This is a genomic window from Bacteroides rodentium JCM 16496 (assembly GCF_000614125.1).
In the GTDB taxonomy this organism is placed as follows: Bacteria; Bacteroidota; Bacteroidia; order Bacteroidales; family Bacteroidaceae; genus Bacteroides; species Bacteroides rodentium.
Genome location: NZ_BAKJ01000036.1, coordinates 26,860 through 47,373, shown reverse-complemented (window position 1 = coordinate 47,373; position 20,514 = coordinate 26,860). Strand labels below are relative to the sequence as shown.

Sequence of the window (20,514 nt, the reverse complement as noted above, 5' to 3'; positions counted from 1 at the left end):
GGAGGAGGAGAAGTAAGTTACTCCGTATTTTTTCGCAAACCAATTCTGTTCGACTATAAAAGAAAGAACTCTGTGCGCCTCTGTGTCCTCTGTGGTGAACTAAACCTGATAAGCATTATGAAGAATAAATTTTTAGCCGCCCTATTATTGGCATGCTCCATCAGCATCGTGTCTGCACAGACACCGGTCTATATGGACGATGCACAACCTATTGAAGCACGTGTAAAGGATGCCCTCAGCCGGATGACGCTGGAAGAGAAGGTAGCCCTTTGCCATGCGCAGAGTAAATTCAGCAGTGCGGGGGTTCCGCGACTCGGCATTCCCGAGCTTTGGATGAGCGACGGCCCTCACGGTGTCCGTGCCGAAATTAACTGGAACGACTGGGGATATGCCAACTGGACCAATGACAGCATTACCGCTTTCCCGGCTTTGACTTGTCTGGCCGCTACCTGGAATCCGGACATGTCTGCCAAGTATGGCAAGGCCATCGGTGAGGAAGCGCGCTATCGTGAAAAGGATGTGTTGCTGGGGCCCGGCGTCAACATCTACCGTACTCCGATGAACGGGCGTAATTTTGAATATATGGGCGAGGACCCTTATCTGGCCAGTGTGATGTGCGTACCTTACATCCAGGAGTTGCAGAAGAACGGAGTGGCAGCTTGTGTCAAGCACTATGCGCTGAACAACCAGGAACTGTGGCGCGGACATATCGATGTGAATCTTAGCGACCGTGCTCTGTATGAAATCTATCTGCCGGCATTCAAGGCTGCAGTAGAAGAGGGTGGTGCTTGGAGCATTATGGGTGCTTATAATAAGATTCGCGGCCAGCACGCCTGCCATAATGATTTTGCCTTAAACAAAATTCTGAAAGGCGACTGGAAGTTCGACGGCTGTGTCATTACCGACTGGGGCGGTGCCCACGACACCTATGAAGCTGCCGTCAACGGTCTGGATATCGAGATGGGCTCTTACACCAACGGTCTGACATCCGAAAGTGCATTTACCTATAACGATTATTACCTTGCCAATCCTTACCTCCGGATGTTGAAGGATGGCAAAGTGCCGATGTCTACGATAGACGACAAGGCTTCCCGCATTCTCCGTCTGATATTCCGTACGGCGATGAACCGTCAGAAACCCTATGGCTCGGTAGCTACGGAAGAGCATTATGCCGCTGCCCGCGAGATAGGCAATGAGGGCATTGTGCTGTTGAAGAATGCTCCGGTGGTAAAGAAAGGTGCCCCGTTGCTGCCGATTGATGCAGCCAAGTATCAGAATATCCTGGTGGTGGGCGATAATGCCGTACGCTTGCTGAATCAGGGAGGAGGCTCTTCCGAACTGAAAGTGAAGGATATGGTATCTCCGCTGGATGGCTTGCGTGCCGCTTATGGCGATAAGGTAGCCTATGCAAAAGGTTATGCCGCCGGTCGTCCGATGTACGGTCGTGCAGATGAAATCCCGCAGAATGTGGTAGACTCACTCCGTGCAGAAGCCGTGGAGATGGCGAAAAAGGCAGACTTGGTGGTACTGGTAGGCGGATTGAACAAGAACCACTTTCAGGATTGTGAAGGTGGCGACCGTCTGGAATACGGCTTGCCTTTCGGGCAGGATGAACTGATTGAGGCTTTGTTGGGTGTAAACAAGAACCTGGTTCTGGTGCTTCTCAGTGGTAATGCGGTGGAAATGCCGTGGGTATTCCGGGTTCCTGCCATTGTGCAAGGCTGGTATTTGGGCTCCATGGGTGGCAAGTCTTTGGCTGACGTTCTGAGTGGTGCGGTGAACCCGAGCGGAAAGTTGCCCTTCTCTTTCCCTGCCCGGTTGACGGATTGCGGTGCACATGCTTTTGATGAACTCAGTTATCCGGGTGACAGCATCAAGCAGGAGTATAAGGAGGATATTCTGGTGGGCTATCGTTGGCACGACACCAAGAAGATTCCGGCCCTCTTCCCCTTCGGTCATGGTTTGAGCTATACTACCTTTACATACGGCAAACCGGTGGCTTCTGCCAAGACCATGGCTGCCGACGGTACGCTGACGGTGACAGTTGCCGTGAAGAATACGGGTAGCGTTGCCGGAAAAGAGATTGTACAGCTTTATGTAGGCGATGATAAATGCAGTGTGCTCCGTCCTGTAAAGGAGTTGAAACATTTTGCAAAGGTTGCTTTGGCGCCGGGTGAGGAGAAGAACGTGACTTTCACCCTTACTCCGGATGATTTGAAGTTTTACGATGAGGCTTCCGCAGCTTGGAAGTACGAACCGGGTAAGTTCAAGGCATACGTTTGCGCTTCGTCTACCGATGTCCGTGGTGTAGTTCCGTTCGAAATGAAATAGCCTCATGAAGACACTTGCCACTCTATTTGTGCTTGCGGCTCCGTTGCTGCTTCGTGCAGCCGGTGCACCTGCCGACAGTTGTAATCATCAGTTGTACTATACGTCGCCCGCTGCTATCTGGGAGGAGACCCTTCCTTTGGGCAACGGACGCTTGGGTATGATGCCCGACGGAGGCATTCTCCGTGAGCACATTGTGCTGAATGAGATATCCTTATGGAGCGGCATGGAGGCGGATTATAGCAATCCGGATGCCTCGAAGAGTCTGCCTGCCATCCGGCAACTGTTGTTTGAGGGAAAGAACCGCGAAGCGCAGGAGCTGATGTACAGCAGTTTCGTTCCGAAGAAACAGGAGACTGACGGGAGATATGGAACCTATCAGGTATTGGGCGATTTGGATATAGACTTTACCTACAATTCTTCATTCTCCATTCTCAATTCTCCATTAAGCAACTATCGCCGTTGGCTCAACTTGCGCGATGCGGTGGCATATACTGCTTTCAGGCTGGAAGATGTCGATTACCGTCGTGAGTATTTCGTCTCCCGTGACCGTGATGTCATGCTGATTCATCTGGTTGCCGGACGTGAAGGGACTCTGAATTTCTCTGCCCGCTTGAGCCGTGCGGAACATAGCTCGGTGACTGCCCAAGGGAACACCCTTTTGATGGACGGCATGTTGGAAAGCGGTAAGCCCGGTTTGGACGGTATGAAATACCGTGTGGCCATGCAACTCGTACAGAACGGCGGTGAATCGTCTGTCAGCCCGGAAAACGGCATCCGCTTGAAGAACGGGCAGGAAGCCTGGCTGATACTTTCTGCCGCTACCTCCTATGCTGCTGCCGGTACCGACTTCCCGGGCGAGCGCTATGCGGAAGTCTGCGACAGTCTGCTCCGCCAGTTCACCGCCCCCGTTTCCCATCATTCTCCATTCTTCACTCTTCATTCTTCATTTTCCAGCCATGTCGCTGCCCACCGTTCCCTCTACGACCGTGTTTCCTTGACGCTTCCTGCCACGCCGGATGATACGCTCCCGACGAACGAGCGCATCCTCCGCTTCACACAGCAGGAGTCACCGGCATTGGCTGCTCTATACTATAACTACGGGCGCTATCTGCTCATCAGCAGTACCCGTCCCGGCAGTCTGCCTCCCAATCTGCAGGGACTCTGGGCAAATGGAGTATCGACTCCCTGGAACGGGGACTATCATACGAACATCAATATCCAGATGAACACTGGCCTTTGGAACAAGCCGGCCTCTCCGAACTCTATCAGCCGCTGACGACGCTGATGGAGCGCCTTATCCTTCGGGAGAGGCAAGTGCGCGTACTTTCTATGGCGATGAGGCAGATGGCTGGGTGCTCCACATGATGACCAACGTATGGAATTATACCGCTCCCGGCGAACACCCCTCCTGGGGAGCTACCAATACCGGTGGCGCTTGGTTGTGTGCCCATTTGTGGGAACACTATCTGTATACGCAGGACAAGGATTATTTGCGCCGCATCTATCCCGTCTTGAAAGGTGCCGCCCGGTTCTTTAGTTCCACCACCGTGCAGGAGCCACGGCATGGCTGGCTGGTAACTGCCCCCACTTCTTCTCCGGAAAACAGTTTCTATGTGCCGGGTGACAGCGTGACTCCCGTCAGCATCTGTATGGGGCCCACTATGGATGTGCAACTGCTCACCGAGCTTTATACCAATGTCATTGCCGCCGCCCGCCTGCTGGATTGTGATGCAGACTATGTGGCAAAGCTTGAGGCGGACCTGAAGAGATTCCCACCCATGCAAATCAGTAAGGAAGGATATTTGCAGGAATGGCTGGAGGATTATAAGGAAGTGGATGTGCACCATCGCCACGTTTCCCACCTTTACGGCCTGCATCCGGGAAACCTGATTTCGCCGGACGCTACCCCCGAGCTTGCCGAAGCCTGCCGGATGACCTTGAACCGTCGTGGAGACGGGGGCACCGGTTGGAGCCGTGCCTGGAAGATAAACTTCTGGGCTCGTTTGGGAGACGGGAACCGTGCTTGGAAACTCTTCAAGAGCTTGCTGCATCCTGCCGTCGATGCTGCGACGGGAGGGCATGGTAGCGGCACTTTCCCCAATTTGTTCTGTTCGCATCCACCTTTCCAGATTGATGGCAACTATGGTGGTGCGGCGGGAGTCGGAGAAATGCTGTTGCAAAGCCATGAGGGTTTTATCCATCTGCTTCCTGCCCTGCCGGATAGCTGGACTACCGGTAGCTTCCGTGGAATGCGCGTGCGTGGCGGGGCTTCCATAGACCTTGACTGGAAGGATGGACGGGCCACGAGGGCTGTTGTTACCGCTCTTGTTCCGGGTAAATTTACCCTGAAGATGCCCGCAGGCGCCGTCCGTGCCCAGGTGAAGATAGGAGGACGTACGCATACTTACAAAAAAACGGTATTCCCGTTGGATTTGAACAAGGGAGAGGCGGCGACCATACATTTCTTATAAGAACGTTCCCTTCCGACAAAATTATCAAGTTATTTGTCTTTCGCGCCCGAATGCCGTACATTTGCAGCGCATGTAGAACAAATATCTTAGATGATTATGAAAAATAGAGTCCGTTTCTTCTTCTTCTTGTTTCTCGGCTTGCTGGGAGCGTTGACGGTTCATGCACAAGTCAATGAGTTGCCACGTTCCACACCCGAGGCAGAAGGAGTCCCTTCCAAGGCTGTCACTGCCTTGTTTGATTCCCTGATGGCATTGCCGAAAACAGACATCCACAGCGTAGTGGTGCTGCGTCACGGCAAGGTCATCGGAGAAATCTATCCGGCTCCGTTCGCGCCGGAATATCGCCATACCATGTATTCCTGTTCCAAAACCTTTGTCGGGGCTGCCGTAGGACTTGCCATTGCAGACAACCGCCTGCGTTTGACAGACCGCGTCGGTACCTTCTTCCCGGAACTTCTTCCGGATTCGGTTTCCGCTAATCTGGCAGACATGACTGTCCGCGACCTGCTTACCATGACGTCGGGTATCACTCCCGACTGGAATATGCGCAATCTCACTCCCGACTGGATACGTACCTTCCTTGCCAAACCGGTGAAGACTCCGGGTAAGAAGTTTGAATATGATTCTATTTGCAGCTATATGCTTTCTGCCATTGTGCAGAAGGTGACGGGCATGACCTTGCTGGATTATTTGAAACAGAAGCTTTTCATTCCGATGCATATCACGGACGTTGCGTGGGAACTAAGCCCCGAAGGTATCAATACCGGTGGCTGGGGGCTGCATATCCAGAGTGAGTCGTTGGCAAAATTCGGATTGCTGCTGCTGAATCGCGGTGTTTGGGAAGGCAAACAGTTGCTTCCTGCTTCCTGGGTGGAGCAGATGATGACCAGACAGATAGGGGATTATGGCTATCAGATGTGGCTTTGCGAATATCCGGGTGCTGTACGTGCTGACGGGGCTTTGGGGCAATACATTCTGATTGTTCCGGACAAGGATATGGTAGTGGTCATTACCGAATGTACGTTGATAGATGGCCGCCGGCAGCGTCGTCTGGTCTGGAACCGCTTGTTGCCGGAGGTCGGGGAACAGGCATTAGTGCCCGGCAAGGATTACAAGCGCCTGCAGAAGACGCAGCGTTCTTATCAACTGCCGTTGGTGCAGGGAAAGGCAGCTTCCTCTCTTTCGCGGAAGTATGCGGGCAAGCGCATCCTGCTCGGAGAGAACAAATACGGATGGCAATCCATAGAACTGCAATTCAAGCAGCAAGAAGTGGTGATGACTGTGGTGGAGAAAGATGGAAAGACATACAGTCTTCCGTTTGGCTATAAGCAATGGTCGAAAGCGGCAATTGATGGCTATCCTCCGTATTCGGTTGCTGCAAAGGGGCGTTTTAAGGTATAGAAGGCCCTTTCCAGGTGGCAGGCAGTTATGCGTGGGCGTCACCTGATGCTTTGCAGCTGAAAGTACATTATGTCAACTGGATAAGCGCTCTTGGGCTTGCGCTCCGCTTTGAGGATAACAAGGTACTCCTGACTGTTACGGAGAATTATTCTTCGGGTGAAGGGGTGACTTTCAAAGGTACATTAGCACATTAAAATAATGAATCGTATTTTGCTTACTCTAAAACGGCCTTTTATCTGGCTGTACCGTTTCCGGCACCGTTGCGGCTACGGTGTACATTCTCCTTTTGCCTTTAACCTGATTACGCATGTAATTTACGAAAGTACGGCTTATTATAAATATGAAGAGCTGGCCAAGGCACAGCAGCAACTGGAGTTGGAGAAAGATAAACGTTGGAAGTACGAATCGAAGAAAGTAAAACGTCTTCTGTTCCGTCTGGTAAACTATACCCAGCCGGAGACCATCGTAGATGCCGGTACGCTTGCCGCTTCTGCTCTATCTGAAAGCGGGGAAGGAGGGGGCGGATTATACCTCGGCTTCCGACCTTTCCGGGCTCTTTCTGGAGAGTGGCGTTCCCGTTGACTTCCTCTATTTGCACGACTATCGCCGTCCCGGTTTTGTAGAGGAGGTCTTCCGCATCTGTTCCGCCCGCACCAGGGGGAAGTCTGTTTTTGTGATTGAGGGTATCCGTTACACTCCGCAGATGTCTGCCCTCTGGAAACGTATGAAGCAGGACGGGCGGGCAGGCATTACGTTCGACCTTTATGACCTTGGTATCATATTCTTCGATAAAACAAAGATAAAACAAGACTATATTGTCAACTTTTGACTATCTTTAGGCGTTTATTCACCACAGAGGGCACAGAGGCGCGCAGAATTTTTATTTTCTTGATTGAAAACAGGTATCGGCTTCTGCAGATGATTAAACTCTGTGCGCCTCTGTGTCCTCTGTGGTGAACCAAATGTTAAAATGCAGCATTATGAAGATATACACCAAAACCGGAGATAAAGGAACCACCTCCCTTGTAGGCGGAACCCGTGTACCCAAAACGCATATCCGCCTCGAGGCGTACGGTACGGTGGATGAGCTGAATTCCAATCTGGGTCTTCTCATCACGTACCTGCCTGACGGGAAGGATAAAGATTTTCTGCAGCAAGTGCAAGACAGACTTTTTGCCGTAGGCTCTCATCTGGCCACAGACCGGGAGAAAATGGAGCTGAAAGAAGCCAGTATCATCAGCCCGGAGCAGGTGGAAATGGTGGAGCGGGAGATAGACCGTTTGGATACTCTTTTGCCTCCTCTTTCAGCCTTTATTCTTCCCGGCGGAAGTCGCGGTGCGGCAGTCTGCCACGTTTGCCGTACGGTTTGCCGCCGTGCAGAGCGTCGGATTCTTGCTCTGGCCGAACAAGTGGAAATCGCTTCGGAATTACTGGCTTACGTGAACCGCTTGTCTGATTATTTGTTCGTCCTTTCCCGTAAAATGAATCAAGACGACAAAAAAGGTGAAATATTTTGGAATAATAGTTGCAAGTGAAATAAATTGTTATACTTTTGCCGAAAAATAGAAATAGGACTTAATATTCACAATTTTAATACTAGAGACTATGTATTGGACATTGGAATTAGCATCTAAATTGGAAGATGCTCCTTGGCCGGCAACTAAGGATGAATTGATAGATTATGCCATGCGTTCGGGTGCTCCGCTTGAAGTGATTGAGAATCTGCAGGAAATGGAAGATGAAGGCGAGATTTATGAAAGCATAGAAGATATTTGGCCCGATTATCCCAGCAAAGAGGACTTTTTTTTCAACGAGGAGGAATATTGATACGCTTTAAAAGAAAAAACTTACCGGTATCTCTGGTAATATTTTGAAACATAGGGAGAAGTAATTCCAAAACCGATAACTATGGTTGAAGAATTACTTCTTTTCTTTTTAATCCCCCCACACTACAATAATAATGAATGTACAAGAAGCAACAACACGTCGGTTACCGGATTTGAAGGAAAGGCATCTGCCTGAAAACTGCCGCGAAACCGTAAACACGATTTTAAAGGAGACTTACGGCTACGAACAGTTTCGTAATCTTGAAATTTACGATGACTTGTCCAAGGGAAAAGAGAAACTCTGCATTTCGCAGGGACAGCTGATAGAGAACGTTATACTGGAGGCCGAAAAGGCTTGGAAAGGTGAAACACAGATAGACAATATATTGTTGACTGCCCCTACCGGTTCCGGAAAATCCTTGTTGTTCCAGCTTCCTGCCATCTATCTGGGGAAAGAATATAATTTGCTTACCATCGTGGTCTCCCCTTTGAAGGCGTTGATTGTAGACCAGGTGGAAAGTCTGCAAGAATTGGGGTATACGCGTGTGGCATACGCCTCGTCCGATTTATCGCCGGAACAGAAGATGGAGGTTTACCGGCAGGTGCGTGAGGGGGAGATTGATTTGTTCTATCTCTCGCCGGAATTGCTTCTCTCTTACGACATCAAGCATTTTGTAGGCGAACGCCGCATAGGTCTGGTGGTGGTCGATGAGGCGCATACGGTCACTACGTGGGGCAAGGAGTTCCGCGTGGACTACTGGTTCTTGGGGCGCTACCTGACTGCTTTGAAACAGACCCTCGGCTATAATTTCCCGTTGTTTGCATTGACTGCTACGGCTGTCTGGAATCCCAAAGGGGGTAATGACATGATATTCGAGACTATCCGTTCCTTGCAGATGGAGCCTTGCGTGCTCTATGTGGGCACGGTGAAGCGCCGGAATATCGGCTTCGACATCCGCCAGATGGAGATGGAGGAAGGAGAGACCTACGACAAGGCAAAGCAGCGTGTGGTGGCTGCGCGGGTGGAGGACTTCCTGGACGGTCATAAGACATTGCTCTATTATCCTTTTGCAGGTGGCATTGACATGCGTCTTAAAACGTGGGTGAAGCCGGCAGACTGGTGTCTGGTGGCTTCCTATTATGGCAAGAAGGACAAGGAACAGAAAGCTGCCATTGTGCAGGAGTTCAAGGAAGGAACCAAGAAACTGATTGTGGCTACGAAAGCTTTTGGTATGGGAGTGGACATCAGTGATATAGACCGTGTATATCATGTGGCGCCATCCAGTACGTTTGTCGACTATATTCAGGAGATAGGGCGTGCCGCGCGTGATACGGAGATACAGGGTATTGCCGCTACCGACTACCATGAGCGTGACTTCTATTATATGAAGCGTCTGCATCAGACGGGGAATATTGCCCAGGAACAGCTGGTGCTTATTCTGAGAAAGCTCATGGAGGTGTACCGCATGAAAGGGGAAAAGCCGGAAATCATGGTGTCTTTGTCCGATTTCGAGTTTGTGGTGAAACTGCCGCGTACAAAGAACAAGCTGGAGTATGAAGCAGAGTTGGGACAGCTCATCAAGACCGCCTTGCTTTGGCTGGAAGACGATTTGATGCAGCGTTATGGCAGGCATCTGCTTGAAATCAGCCCCAAGAATCTGTTGACCGAAGGATATGTCCAGGACAAGACGGGTGATGTCTTTGCCCGTGAATTCCATAGCTATCTGACAAAGGTAGAAGGGGAGGACGGGGTTTACGTCGCACGTCTGGAAGCGCTTTGGGAAGAGCGTTTCCCTGAGCTTGGCTACAAGGAATTCAAACAGAAGCTGAATAATGGAACGTTGTGGGAGGGAGCCCGCGCCGTGTCCGTAGGCAAGCATGAGGTGCTGTTGAAGGAAGATGCCGCCGTCATCCGTGAGCGGATGGATGCCTTGTTCAAGAGCCTGACAATGATGCTGAAAACGGCATTGATAAAGTCGAAAGGACGTTTTGATGAAGAAGAACTGCGGGCTGTCTTTGCCGAGCATGACATGGACGTGCGCTCTGCCAAACGCTTTATCGGTTCCCTGCTGGAGAGCCGCACGGAGGAAGGCCGCAGTGTGAGCTATATCAGCAGCGTGAAAAAGAAGGATTCTAATGAACTCTCTTTTACGGTGACCAAAGGCTTTGATTTGCTTTTGTCGCGCTATCAAAAACTGTTTAGCCAACGTATAGTGGGCAGTAAGGGAGACCGCCTGCTGTTTTATTGCACTCCTTTCTCGGACTTGAATATGCTGCTTAATCTGCTTTCTATGCTCGATTGTCTTTCCTTCAGTGTGGAGGGGGGCGGTACGCCTTGCGTATTTGTCCGTTTCAATGACCCCGAAACTCTGCAGGAACTTGCGCTTGGCGATGATTACCGCAATCTGATTCTGGATACCAACGAGCAGATATTCCAGGAGCAGATAGATTTGTTCTCCTTTTTCTTCGGAACGGATAAGCTGACGGATGAACAGCGCTGGGACTTTATCGAAGATTATTTTACGGGAATGGGAGTGGACGACTTGAAGGTGAAGTTTACGTAAGCTATCGTTCTATTTTCTGGAATGCCAGCCGTTCGTCCCCATTGGCCAGAAAGATGATGCCGCAATACCGGAAACCGTGTTTCTTCAGTACGTGTTGCAGGATGCGGTTGTCGCGGTGGGTATCTGCACGCAGGTTGGGGATTTGCTCGTAGCACCATTGCAGGCAGGCATTGGCCACTCCTTTACTGGTTTCTGTGCTTGCCAGGCGGTGGATGACGCCGTAAGGCTGTGTGTCTTCCAGCCATTCTCCTTCATAGATATGTGTATATGTGGGGTCGTTTCCACGGATAAAGGCGAAGGTTCCGATAATTGCTCCGGTATCGTCGATGCATACGTAACTGTTTCCTTGCTTGATGTCTGCCATGACGATTTCCCTGGAGGGATAATTGCCCGTCCATTGTAGCATATTCCCGTCTTTCCGCATGATACGCTTTGCTTGCTCAAAGAGGTCCATAAGGACTTCTATTTCTGTGGGTAGTGTCTTTCTTATTTCTATCATAGGGATGGGCGCTTCTTGACTAAAAAAAGTCTGGCTGGGAGTACAACTTTGATTCTGAGCGGAGAGAGTGGGATTCAAACCCACGGAACAGCATAAGCCGTTCGCCGGATTTCGAGTCCGGTCCATTCGATCACTCTGGCATCTCTCCTTGATTCGCGCTGTAAATGTAATGAGTTTTGCGGTTAGTTGTTCATTTTTTCATGTTTTTTTTATTTGTACTACTTTCTGCCTTGGGCAAACCGGGAGTTAAATGGGACTGTAAGAGCTTGTCTAAATTTTCTTGGAGCTTTTTTCTAAGAGTTGTTTTTGAGGATTTTTCTTCTTTCGCATGAGGAGCCCCTAGCGGGCTATGTGACGAATGTGAAAGGAAAAAAAGACCGGAAACAAGCTTAGAAAATGCTCATAAGAAATTATTTCAAAAAAATTTAAACAGGCTCTAAATGAACAAATGCTGACATATGTTGTTTCTTTAGGAAGATTTTGCATATATTTGTCCCGTAATATTAAACACAATTGATTATGAAAAAGATTTTTAGTGCTTTCATGATAGCTGTATGCTGTATGTTTATGGCTATGCCTGCTCAGGCCCAACTATTGAAGTGGGGTGTTAAGGGTGGGGTGAATATGACAAAAATAGATTGGGATGGCGGATACAAGGGAAACAAGGATAATTCTACCGGTTTCTTTATTGGTCCGATGGCTGAGTTTACCATTCCCATTGTAGGCTTGGGTATCGACGGTGCTTTACTGTTCTCCCAGCGTGGCAAGGGCGATGTGAAGCAGACAGGAGCCGAAGTACCCGTAAACCTGAAATATACCATCGGACTGGGTAGCCTGCTGGGCATCTATGTGGCTGCCGGTCCCGATTTCTTCTTCGATTTTAAGAAGAAAGACTACGTAGACCGCAAGAAGGCTCAAGTGGCACTTAATCTGGGTGCCGGTGTGAAGCTGTTGAAGCATCTCCAGGTTGGCGTGACCTATCAGCTCCCGATGGGCGACTCATTTACGTGGGAGGAGGCGGGTAAGGCTTTCGGTGCCAAGAATAAGACTTGGCAGGTGTCTGCGGCGTATCTCTTCTAAAGTACTGCCGAACTTTGTTCGCAGCTTGCGGATACATATCCCCAAGTTGCGGATGTCCGTCCCAAGGCTTGGGATAGACGTCCGCAACCTGGGGATAATTTTTTTGCTTAATTCTCGTCAACTTTTCTTTTGATAAGAAACAACTTTTCTCTTAATGTCTCGGAACTTTTTTGCGAATGTCTTTCGGGCATATATTTTATTTACATAGTTTTGATTACTATTTCATAATTCGGTTTGTCATTTATATATTAGGGTTCCAATTACATCTGTAGCGGCAAGTGAGCTATTATGTAATGGGGCAGTTGTGTGGCTTGGGCGGTCCTTTCTTTATGAAGATGGCTTCCTTGTCGAGCAGTATCGGCGAATCATTTATAGTATCGGCATAGTAAAATTAAAAAGAAAGATATCCTTTGCTTTGAAACAAAAAAATCCTCCGTTACTTCGCAGGTAACGGAGGATTTTTCTGTGCAAACATAAGCGTTTTTCTATAAACGAGCAAATAATAATGCTGTTTTTTTATAATTAATCGAAAAAACGGTATTTAATATATTATTTGTTAATGAAGATAGCTTGCTATCCTTATTAGTACAAAGTATACCAACGTTGCTAATATAAATTATTGTATGATGAAAGAGGTTACATTACAAGAAATGCTGTCAAGTATTATTGGAGAATTACGAGAGAATGGAAGATGGGGAACAGCTCATATTTACCAAGCGGTATTGAATGTGTTTTCTACATTTAATAACCATAAGGACTTACCATTGCGTAAATTGAATTCCGTACTCCTAAAACATTTTGAAATGCATTTGCGACAACGGGATTGCAGCTGGAATACCATTTCCACCTATATGAAAACTGTCCGTTCGGCCTATAATCAAGCCGTAGATCTAAGATATGTCCGTTATACCCCTAGACTGTTTGAACATGTATACACAGGAACAAAGGCTGATAGTAAAAGAGCTTTAGAGGTTTCTGATATGGGGGATTTAGTTCGAGATGCAGAAATGATTTTGTCCAAAACAAATTCTTTGTCAGGGATTCAACGGACAAAATTGCTGTTTGTTTTTATGTTTTTGGTGCGTGGTCTGCCGTTCGTGGATTTGGCTTATTTGCATAAAAAAGATTTGCAGGGTAACGTATTGTCCTATCGTCGCCGGAAAACGGGGCGTGCTATGAGGGTGGTACTTTCTCCCGAAGCCATGCAGTTGGTGCATATGATAGCTGATAAAAATCAAAACTCACCTTATTTATTTCCTATTCTGCATAGCAAAGAAGGATCTGAAGCTGCTTACCGTGAATATCAGTCAGCTTTGCGATGCTTCAATTACCGGCTGTTGTCATTGAAAAGAAATTTGAACTTAGATTCTCATCTTAGTACCTACACAGCCCGGCATACTTGGGCAACGATGGCATATTACTGCGAAATTCATCCTGGCATCATATCAGAAGCTATGGGACATTCCTCCATCAATGTTACAGAGACTTATTTGAAACCTTTTCATGACAGGAAAATAGATGAGGCGAATGAAAAAGTAATTTCTTTTGTAAAAGGAGATGGGACTGCTGAATAGATAATTAGGTTTTATTGATGAAATAGATTGTATAAACTATCCCTTTTCTCTTGAGAAGTATCTTGAGGGAAAGGGGAATTATTGCCTTTTCGAAATGTTGTGTTGCCTTTTTAATTTGTTGAATAACAAGTATGTAAATTGCTTTTGTTCTTTAAAAGGCGGAAATATTTCTAACATATTGTACACTTTATAATTACCCTTCTCTCTTCCGGTAAATTGTGAATGCGTATTTCCGTTACCTGCGAAGTAACGGAAAGCATATAACAAAAAAGTATGGGAAAGGAATATGGTATGAGAGATTATTTACTTTTTATTTTTTAAATTTATAAATTTAAAGTTTTTCAATTATGAACAAAAAGTTTCTAAGTGTAATCCTGTTCAGTGCCTTGATGGTTGGCTCTGCAGGAATGTTCACGTCTTGTAAAGACTATGATGATGATATCAAGGACTTACAAGGACAATTGGACAAAAAGGCTTCACTTGAAGAATTAAACTCCAAGGTAACCGCATTGGAGTCTTCTGTTGCTGAAGCTAAGACTGCTGCTACAGCTGCAAAAACGGCAGCTGAAGAAGCGAAAAACAAAGCTCAAGAAGCGTTGGACAAAGCTGAACAAGGCGGTGGCGTTAGTGCCAGTGAACTGGCTGCTTTAAAAAAAACTTTGGAAGATGCAGACGCATCCTTGCAAACTCAAATCAACAAGATGGCTTCCTTGGATGCTGTGAACCAGAAAATTGCAGATTTGAAGAAAGAACTTACTGCAGATTTCGTTACTGACGAAAAACTGAAAGCTTTAGCTGCAAAAGTTGATGCTGTGAGCGCAGAAGTTATGGCGTTGATCGGACATCGTTTGACTAGCCTGGCTGTAATTCCAACAACTCACATTAACGGTATTGCTGCTATCACATTGACTACATTGCAGTATACTCCGCAAAAGTATCTGGCACTGACTAAACATGATTCGCAAAATCATGCTACAACTCCGGTGCTTGATCATGCAAATGCTGCTACTGCAGCCAATTCTATTTCGACTGACTATAATGAAGCTTATTTCCATGTAAGTCCGAGTGTAGGCGTTCGTACGCAAGATATTGAATTGCCTTCATTTGATTGTATCAAGTCTGAAAACATTATGACTAAAGCTGCCGGTGTTGATGTAACTTCAGATAGTCCAGTTAAACCGGTTGCTTATGATATAAACAAGAACGTACTGACTGTTAAATTCAAGAAGACAGTCAAAGGTTCCATTGCTGCTGAAGGTGGTCATGCAGCTGGTAAGGAAACTTTTTATATGGCTTCTTTGAAAGCTCCCATCGCAGTAGAAAACTATACAGACGCTGAGAAGGAGGCTTATGAAAAAGATGGTACTAAAGTGTATGTGAACTCTGAATATGTACGTCTCCATGAAGAAATCAAGGTTCCTTATTTAGCAAATAGCAGGACAAACTTTACTAAGGCTATCATTGGTAAATTTGCCGATGAAACTCAAACGGATGCCAATGGAGAATTCTATGTTCATTATCATGACTCAGTATGTTTGTATGAATCAGAAGCGGGTGAACTGATTGATGTAAAGCAAGCTTATGACCAACCCCTTGATTTGAAGAAACTAGTGAAGGTTTGTGTGACTGATGCTGATAAAGCTAAGACAGACCATTCCGAGCATGCTGATTTGAAAAATTATAAGGACTATGGTTTGGCCTTCCGTTTCTATATTCCGACAGCACCTTATAATACTTTGGGGGGTGCTGAAGGTAATACCAACAAGACCGACCAACAGAAGTTTGCCAAACTAGACTCCCACGAGAATGGCATGATGTCTTCTAAAGTTTACACTATCGAAGGTGTTTCGGCTACGGCAGTAGGCCGTGAACCTATCGTTCGTGCAGAATTGGTAGATACGGTCAACAATGCTTTGGTTGCTATTCGTTATATCAAAGTTAAATGGGTAAAAGAAGCTGGTGAAAGAAATTTGTCTCATATCTTTACCGATTCCATCTATTACTGCAATAATTATATGGGGCGTATCGGTACTCAGGAAATGAACGAGGATATTTATGACAAGGCAAAAGAGGGCGGCATGACTAAGCAAGAATTCCACGCTGTTTACACTAAATTTGATGGTGCAAGCGGTGAAGGCCAGGGAAAAGCTGACATCATCGAAAACTCTGAATCAGGCGTAGACTCTTACAATATCATTTGGACATTGACCCACAAGGATATTGTAACTAAGTATCCGAATTGGAACAAGCAGGAGAAGATGGTATTTAGCAAGGTTTGCTATTATACTGACCCGACTGGCGCATATCCTACTTTGAAGATTACTTTGACACGTACTATCTATAAGCCGGTATTCAATCTCTGGGGGTATGATGGCCGTTACTGGAAGAATGACAATAAATGGACAACCTTTAATGTGAACCCGATTGTTTACGATACAGAAGAATCTAATCCGGCTTGGGGCACTAACACCAAGAACAATCCGACGTGTAATATTTACACAGACTTATTGAACGGTTATTTGGATGATCTGGGAGTTAAGCCGACAACCGGTGCTGGTGGTGCTATCTGGTACTCTGATGCATTGCGTACAAATAAGAAATTCTTCTACTCTGGATTCTACCGACTGCTGTTTCTGGACATCTGGGTACAAAAGCCGGCATTTATTCAGAAGAAGGTGCACGTTTTGTATTCGATAAGGACAAACTGGAAGCTGCTAATTCTGCTTATGTATATGAATATTTCAACGGAACTAGTGTCGTAAAGAAAACAGCTACAGTAAGTGCTGATGGAACTATTTTGTATATTGACGGCAAGAAAGCTGCTGAAATTGTAAACTTTGAACCGAATAAGTTGAATGCTTCTGAAATGACCTACAACATCAAGTTGGAAGAAGTCAACCCGACCCATGCACCTCGTACTGGTGATACACCGACAGAAGCTGCCAAGGCTCTTATTGGCAAGTATGTACCTATTAAGTTGGTTGCTGATTTGTGCTACGGTGATGCTTGCTCTGCATATCCTGTTCTTTCTGTTGCCCACACTACAACGATTAAGGAATATGATGCATTCATCATTGAACCATTGACGGTGACTACTGGCACAACAGACAATTTCACTGATGCTACTGTAGGTGGCAGTACAATTGATGTCAAAGGTGCTTTCACTTATATATCTTGGAATGCTGATGCGTCGGGCAAGAATTATGTAGTTTCCAACTCAGCTAATGCTACTGCACTTCAGAGAGCGTTGTGGGAGTTCTACGAAGTAGTTCCAGGTGAATGGTTGACAGGTCAAATTAAGTCTAATCTGAAATTGGTTGATGGCAATTTGGTTCCGACTGATGGCGTAACAGACGGTCCTCTGCCTTCTAACACTAAAGTTGTTTACAATGCTGCAGACGAAACTCTGACCTACAATAACTACAGTGGTACTCCGGTTAACTGGGATTACAAATTGTTTATTCCTGTTAAGTTCGGTTACAAGTGGAAGACATTTACTATGACATTTGAGGTTGTAGTCAAGAAGAATTCTGGTACTCCTTCTCAAAGATAATTATAAAGATTGATAACTGATGAAAGAGAGTGTTTCTTTGGGGACATTCTCTTTCTTTTCTATAAGAAACAGGAAAAATGAAACGAATGATTTGGATTATATTGGTAATAGTTTCTGTTTTTTTATATGCTTGCGGTAGTAAAGCAAAATCAATTCATTCTTTTGTTGGTGTATTTACTACGGAAAATGGTGTGAAATTTGAGCTTCGTGCAGATTCGACAACCCTTATCACTTTCTCTGATTCAGTGATGTATGAGGGCACGTGGAAATTTTGCAAAACTGAAGATCATTGGGAGTATGCCAATATTGAGTTTGGAGGCTATCAGGAATACTATTATTTAAATAATGGAAAACTTTACTATAGTGAACGTGAAATGCGTCATGATGTTTTGGGTACAAAAGTGAAGTTCCGGGAATAGTTGGTGAAAATATAGAGAAATATTAATATTCATCTCAAAATAAGCTAATTGTATAATGGAATCTGTCTGTGAAGATAGACTCTTAATTTTCGCGATGGTGAAGATTAGGCATTTTAGTTTGGTAGCATGAAAAGCTACTTATTGGTAGGGCTGTATCGTCTTTTTGTTTTAGACTGACGATACAGCCTTTTGGTGTAGTAAATTTATATGTTCACTGTCCTTCTCTTTTGTCTTTTCTTCTTGTCTCATAAAAAGTCGTATCTTTGTCCCCACGATGAAAAAGTTTGCCGACGTCATATTGCCTTTGCCTTTGCACAGCTGCTTTACCTACTCCCTGCCCGACAAGTGGGCGGATGAGGTGCAGACCGGTTGCCGGGTGGTAGTACCATTCGGGCGGAAGAAATATTATACAGCCATCGTGCGCAACGTGCACTATTGTGCTCCCACCGAATACGAAGTAAAGGAAGTGTCAGCCTTGCTGGATGCCCGCCCCATACTGCTCCCGCGGCAGTTCAAGTTCTGGGAATGGCTCTCCGATTACTATCTCTGCACGCAAGGAGACGTCTACAAGGCCGCCCTGCCCTCCGGCTTGAAGCTGGAAAGCGAAACCGTTGTAGAGTACAACCCCGATTTCGAGTCCGATGTCCGCCTGCCGGAGAAGGAACAGAAAATACTGGATATGCTCTCTGCCGACCCGGAGCAATGCGTGACGAAACTGGAGAAGGAGACCGGCATCAAGAACATACTATCTGTCATCAAGTCACTACTCGACAAAGAGGCCATCTTTGTCAAAGAAGAACTACGCCGCACCTATAAGCCCAAGACCGAAACCCGAGTGCGCCTCACCGCTGCCGCCTGCAACGAACACCGCCTGCACATCTTCTTCGACGAGTTGCAGCGCCGTGCCCCCAAGCAACTGGACCTGCTGATGAAATACCTGGAACTCTCCGGTTACCTCGGCGGACGGGAGGTGAAAGATGTCTCCAAAGCCGAACTACTGCAACGCACCTCCGCCACCCCTGCCGTATTCAACGGTCTTGTGGACCGTGGTGTATTCGAAGTCTACCAGCAGGAGATTGGTCGTATAGATAAAGCGCTCCTCAAAGAAGTCATCCCCGTCAACCCGCTGAACGAGCACCAGCAACGCGCCTATCATTCCATCTTAGAGAATTTCCAAAGCAAGAACGTCTGCCTGCTACATGGCGTCACGGCAAGCGGTAAGACCGAAGTCTATATTCATCTGATAGAGGAAACCATCCGGCAAGGAAAGCAAGTGCTCTATCTCCTGCCCGAAATAGCTCTCACTGCACAAATCACAGAGCGCCTGCAACGCGTATTCGGCTCCCGACTGGGCATCTATCACTCCAAGTTCCCCGATGCCGAACGGGTGGAAATCTGGCAGAAGCAGCTGTCGGAAGCAGACTATGACATTATTCTCGGCGTCCGCTCCTCCGTCTTTCTTCCTTTCCGCCACCTCGGCCTGGTGATTGTGGACGAGGAGCACGAAAACACCTACAAGCAGCAAGACCCTGCCCCCCGCTATCATGCCCGCAATGCAGCCATTGTACTCGCCTCCATGTACGGTGCCAAAACTCTGCTGGGCACGGCCACCCCTTCCGTAGAGACTTGGCACAATGCCACTACCGGTAAGTATGGCCTCGTGGAACTGAAAGAACGCTATAAAGAGATACAACTGCCGGAGATTATCCCCGTAGATATCAAGGAACTGCACCGCAAGAAGATGATGAACGGTCCGTTCTCCCCGCTGCTACTGCAATACATCCGCGAAGCGCTGGAACAAAAAGAACAAGTCATTCTCTTTCAGAACCGCCGCGGCTTTGCCCCCATGGTAGAGTGCAACACCTGCGGCTGGGTACCCAAATGCAAGAACTGCGACGTCAGCCTCACCTACCATAAGGGACTGAACCAACTGACCTGCCACTACTGTGGCTACACCTATCAATTGCCCCGTATCTGCCCCGCCTGCGAGGGCACTGACCTGCGCAACCGCGGCTTCGGCACGGAGAAAATAGAAGATGACATCAAAGCCCTCTTCCCCGACACCCGCGTAACCCGTATGGACTTGGACACCACCCGCACCCGTACCGCCTACGAGCGCATCATCTCCGATTTCCAACAAGGCAAGACGGACATCTTGATAGGCACGCAAATGGTGTCCAAGGGTCTGGACTTCGACCACGTCAGCATTGTAGGCATCCTCAATGCCGATACCATGCTGAACTATCCCGATTTCCGCGCCTACGAGCGTGCCTTCCAGCTGATGGCGCAGGTTGCGGACGCGCCGGACGGAAGAACAAGCGCGGCAGGGTGATACTGCAGACCAAAAGCATCGACCATCCCATCATCCCGCAAGTCATTGCCAACGACTACGAAGCCATGGTAGGCGGGCAGCTTGCCGAACGCCAGATGTTCCACTACCCGCCCTACTACCGCCTGGTGTACGTCTACCTGAAGAACCGGAACGAGACCCTGCTCGACCTCATGGCACAGACTATGGCCGCCAAGCTCCGCACCGTCTTTGGCAACCGGGTACTGGGACCGGACAAGCCGCCCGTAGCACGCGTACAAACCTTGTTCATCCGAAAGATTGTCTTGAAGATAGAGACCAATGCCCCCATGGCACGTGCCCGCGAGCTGCTCGTCCAGGTGCAAAAAGAGATGGTGGCGGAAGACCGCTTCAAGTCGTTGATAGTGTATTATGATGTAGACCCGATGTGACAATTGATAATTGGCAGTTGACAATTTATGATTTATAACTTATAACTTAAAATGGTA

Annotated in this window: 10 protein-coding genes, 1 tRNA gene and 4 pseudogenes; 13 read left to right on the top strand and 2 right to left on the bottom strand. The window is 47.4% G+C overall.

Annotated features, from left to right (window positions below):
* Nucleotides 1–117 precede the first annotated feature (117 nt).
* The 7 genes and pseudogenes from JCM16496_RS15105 (at nt 118) to JCM16496_RS15075 (ending at nt 10,593) form a co-directional block, all read left to right on the top strand.
* Nucleotides 118–2,331: a glycoside hydrolase family 3 C-terminal domain-containing protein gene (locus tag JCM16496_RS15105; protein ID WP_025835322.1), complete on the top strand. Its 2,214-nt coding sequence runs from the start codon at nt 118–120 to the stop codon at nt 2,329–2,331.
* 4 nt (nt 2,332–2,335) lie between these two features.
* Nucleotides 2,336–4,802 (top strand): annotated as a pseudogene (locus JCM16496_RS15100) (glycosyl hydrolase family 95 catalytic domain-containing protein).
* A 96-nt stretch (nt 4,803–4,898) separates the two neighbouring features.
* Nucleotides 4,899–6,397, top strand: a pseudogene (gene bas-suc, locus JCM16496_RS15095) (3-succinylated cholic acid synthase).
* 4 nt (nt 6,398–6,401) lie between these two features.
* Nucleotides 6,402–7,032: pseudogene (locus tag JCM16496_RS15090) on the top strand (hypothetical protein).
* A gap of 151 nt (nt 7,033–7,183) precedes the next feature.
* The gene (locus JCM16496_RS15085; protein WP_025835319.1) at nt 7,184–7,738 is read left to right on the top strand and encodes a cob(I)yrinic acid a,c-diamide adenosyltransferase; all 555 of its coding nucleotides are present in this window, start codon (nt 7,184–7,186) and stop codon (nt 7,736–7,738) included.
* A 70-nt stretch (nt 7,739–7,808) separates the two neighbouring features.
* Nucleotides 7,809–8,030 carry a DUF2795 domain-containing protein gene (locus JCM16496_RS15080; RefSeq protein WP_002558131.1) on the top strand — a complete coding sequence of 74 codons (222 nt, stop codon included), beginning with the start codon at nt 7,809–7,811 and terminating at the stop codon, nt 8,028–8,030.
* Between the two features lie 133 nt (nt 8,031–8,163).
* On the top strand, nt 8,164–10,593 hold the full coding sequence (locus tag JCM16496_RS15075; RefSeq protein WP_025835317.1) for a DEAD/DEAH box helicase: 2,430 nt from the start codon (nt 8,164–8,166) through the stop codon (nt 10,591–10,593).
* Between the two features lies 1 nt (nt 10,594).
* On the opposite strand, the gene JCM16496_RS15070 is transcribed toward JCM16496_RS15075, so the two are convergent.
* Together JCM16496_RS15070 and JCM16496_RS15065 are read right to left on the bottom strand one after the other, a co-directional pair.
* Nucleotides 10,595–11,092 (bottom strand): N-acetyltransferase, encoded by a 498-nt coding sequence (locus JCM16496_RS15070; RefSeq protein WP_025835315.1) that lies wholly within the window; start codon nt 11,090–11,092, stop codon nt 10,595–10,597.
* 59 nt (nt 11,093–11,151) lie between these two features.
* Nucleotides 11,152–11,240 (bottom strand) — tRNA-Ser (locus JCM16496_RS15065).
* Nucleotides 11,241–11,611: 371 nt separating this feature from the next.
* Between JCM16496_RS15065 and JCM16496_RS15060 the strand changes: the two genes are divergently transcribed.
* From JCM16496_RS15060 to priA, 6 genes and pseudogenes are all read left to right on the top strand, one after another.
* Nucleotides 11,612–12,172 (top strand): porin family protein, encoded by a 561-nt coding sequence (locus JCM16496_RS15060; protein WP_025835312.1) that lies wholly within the window; start codon nt 11,612–11,614, stop codon nt 12,170–12,172.
* Between the two features lie 626 nt (nt 12,173–12,798).
* Nucleotides 12,799–13,746: a tyrosine-type recombinase/integrase gene (locus JCM16496_RS15055; RefSeq protein ID WP_025835311.1), complete on the top strand. Its 948-nt coding sequence runs from the start codon at nt 12,799–12,801 to the stop codon at nt 13,744–13,746.
* 347 nt (nt 13,747–14,093) lie between these two features.
* The gene (locus JCM16496_RS15050) at nt 14,094–16,508 is read left to right on the top strand and encodes a PspA/IM30 family protein (protein WP_244440409.1); all 2,415 of its coding nucleotides are present in this window, start codon (nt 14,094–14,096) and stop codon (nt 16,506–16,508) included.
* Between the two features lie 35 nt (nt 16,509–16,543).
* A complete protein-coding gene (locus JCM16496_RS24015) occupies nt 16,544–17,299 on the top strand; it encodes a hypothetical protein (protein ID WP_244440408.1) in 756 nt (251 codons plus the stop codon).
* A gap of 77 nt (nt 17,300–17,376) precedes the next feature.
* On the top strand, nt 17,377–17,718 hold the full coding sequence (locus JCM16496_RS15045; protein ID WP_025835310.1) for a hypothetical protein: 342 nt from the start codon (nt 17,377–17,379) through the stop codon (nt 17,716–17,718).
* Nucleotides 17,719–17,992: 274 nt separating this feature from the next.
* A pseudogene (gene priA, locus JCM16496_RS15040) lies at nt 17,993–20,457 on the top strand (replication restart helicase PriA).
* The last annotated feature ends 57 nt before the right edge of the window (nt 20,458–20,514 follow it).

Excerpts from the sequence above, each read along its gene's own strand:
- JCM16496_RS15105 (WP_025835322.1), top strand. The coding sequence starts at position 118 with ATGAAGAATAAATTTTTAGCCGCCCTATTATTGGCATGCTCCATCAGC.
- JCM16496_RS15085 (WP_025835319.1), top strand. The coding sequence starts at position 7,184 with ATGAAGATATACACCAAAACCGGAGATAAAGGAACCACCTCCCTTGTA.
- JCM16496_RS15080 (WP_002558131.1), top strand. The coding sequence starts at position 7,809 with ATGTATTGGACATTGGAATTAGCATCTAAATTGGAAGATGCTCCTTGG.
- JCM16496_RS15075 (WP_025835317.1), top strand. The coding sequence starts at position 8,164 with ATGAATGTACAAGAAGCAACAACACGTCGGTTACCGGATTTGAAGGAA.
- JCM16496_RS15070 (WP_025835315.1), bottom strand. The coding sequence starts at position 11,092 with ATGATAGAAATAAGAAAGACACTACCCACAGAAATAGAAGTCCTTATG.
- JCM16496_RS15060 (WP_025835312.1), top strand. The coding sequence starts at position 11,612 with ATGAAAAAGATTTTTAGTGCTTTCATGATAGCTGTATGCTGTATGTTT.
- JCM16496_RS15055 (WP_025835311.1), top strand. The coding sequence starts at position 12,799 with ATGAAAGAGGTTACATTACAAGAAATGCTGTCAAGTATTATTGGAGAA.
- JCM16496_RS15050 (WP_244440409.1), top strand. The coding sequence starts at position 14,094 with ATGAACAAAAAGTTTCTAAGTGTAATCCTGTTCAGTGCCTTGATGGTT.
- JCM16496_RS15045 (WP_025835310.1), top strand. The coding sequence starts at position 17,377 with ATGAAACGAATGATTTGGATTATATTGGTAATAGTTTCTGTTTTTTTA.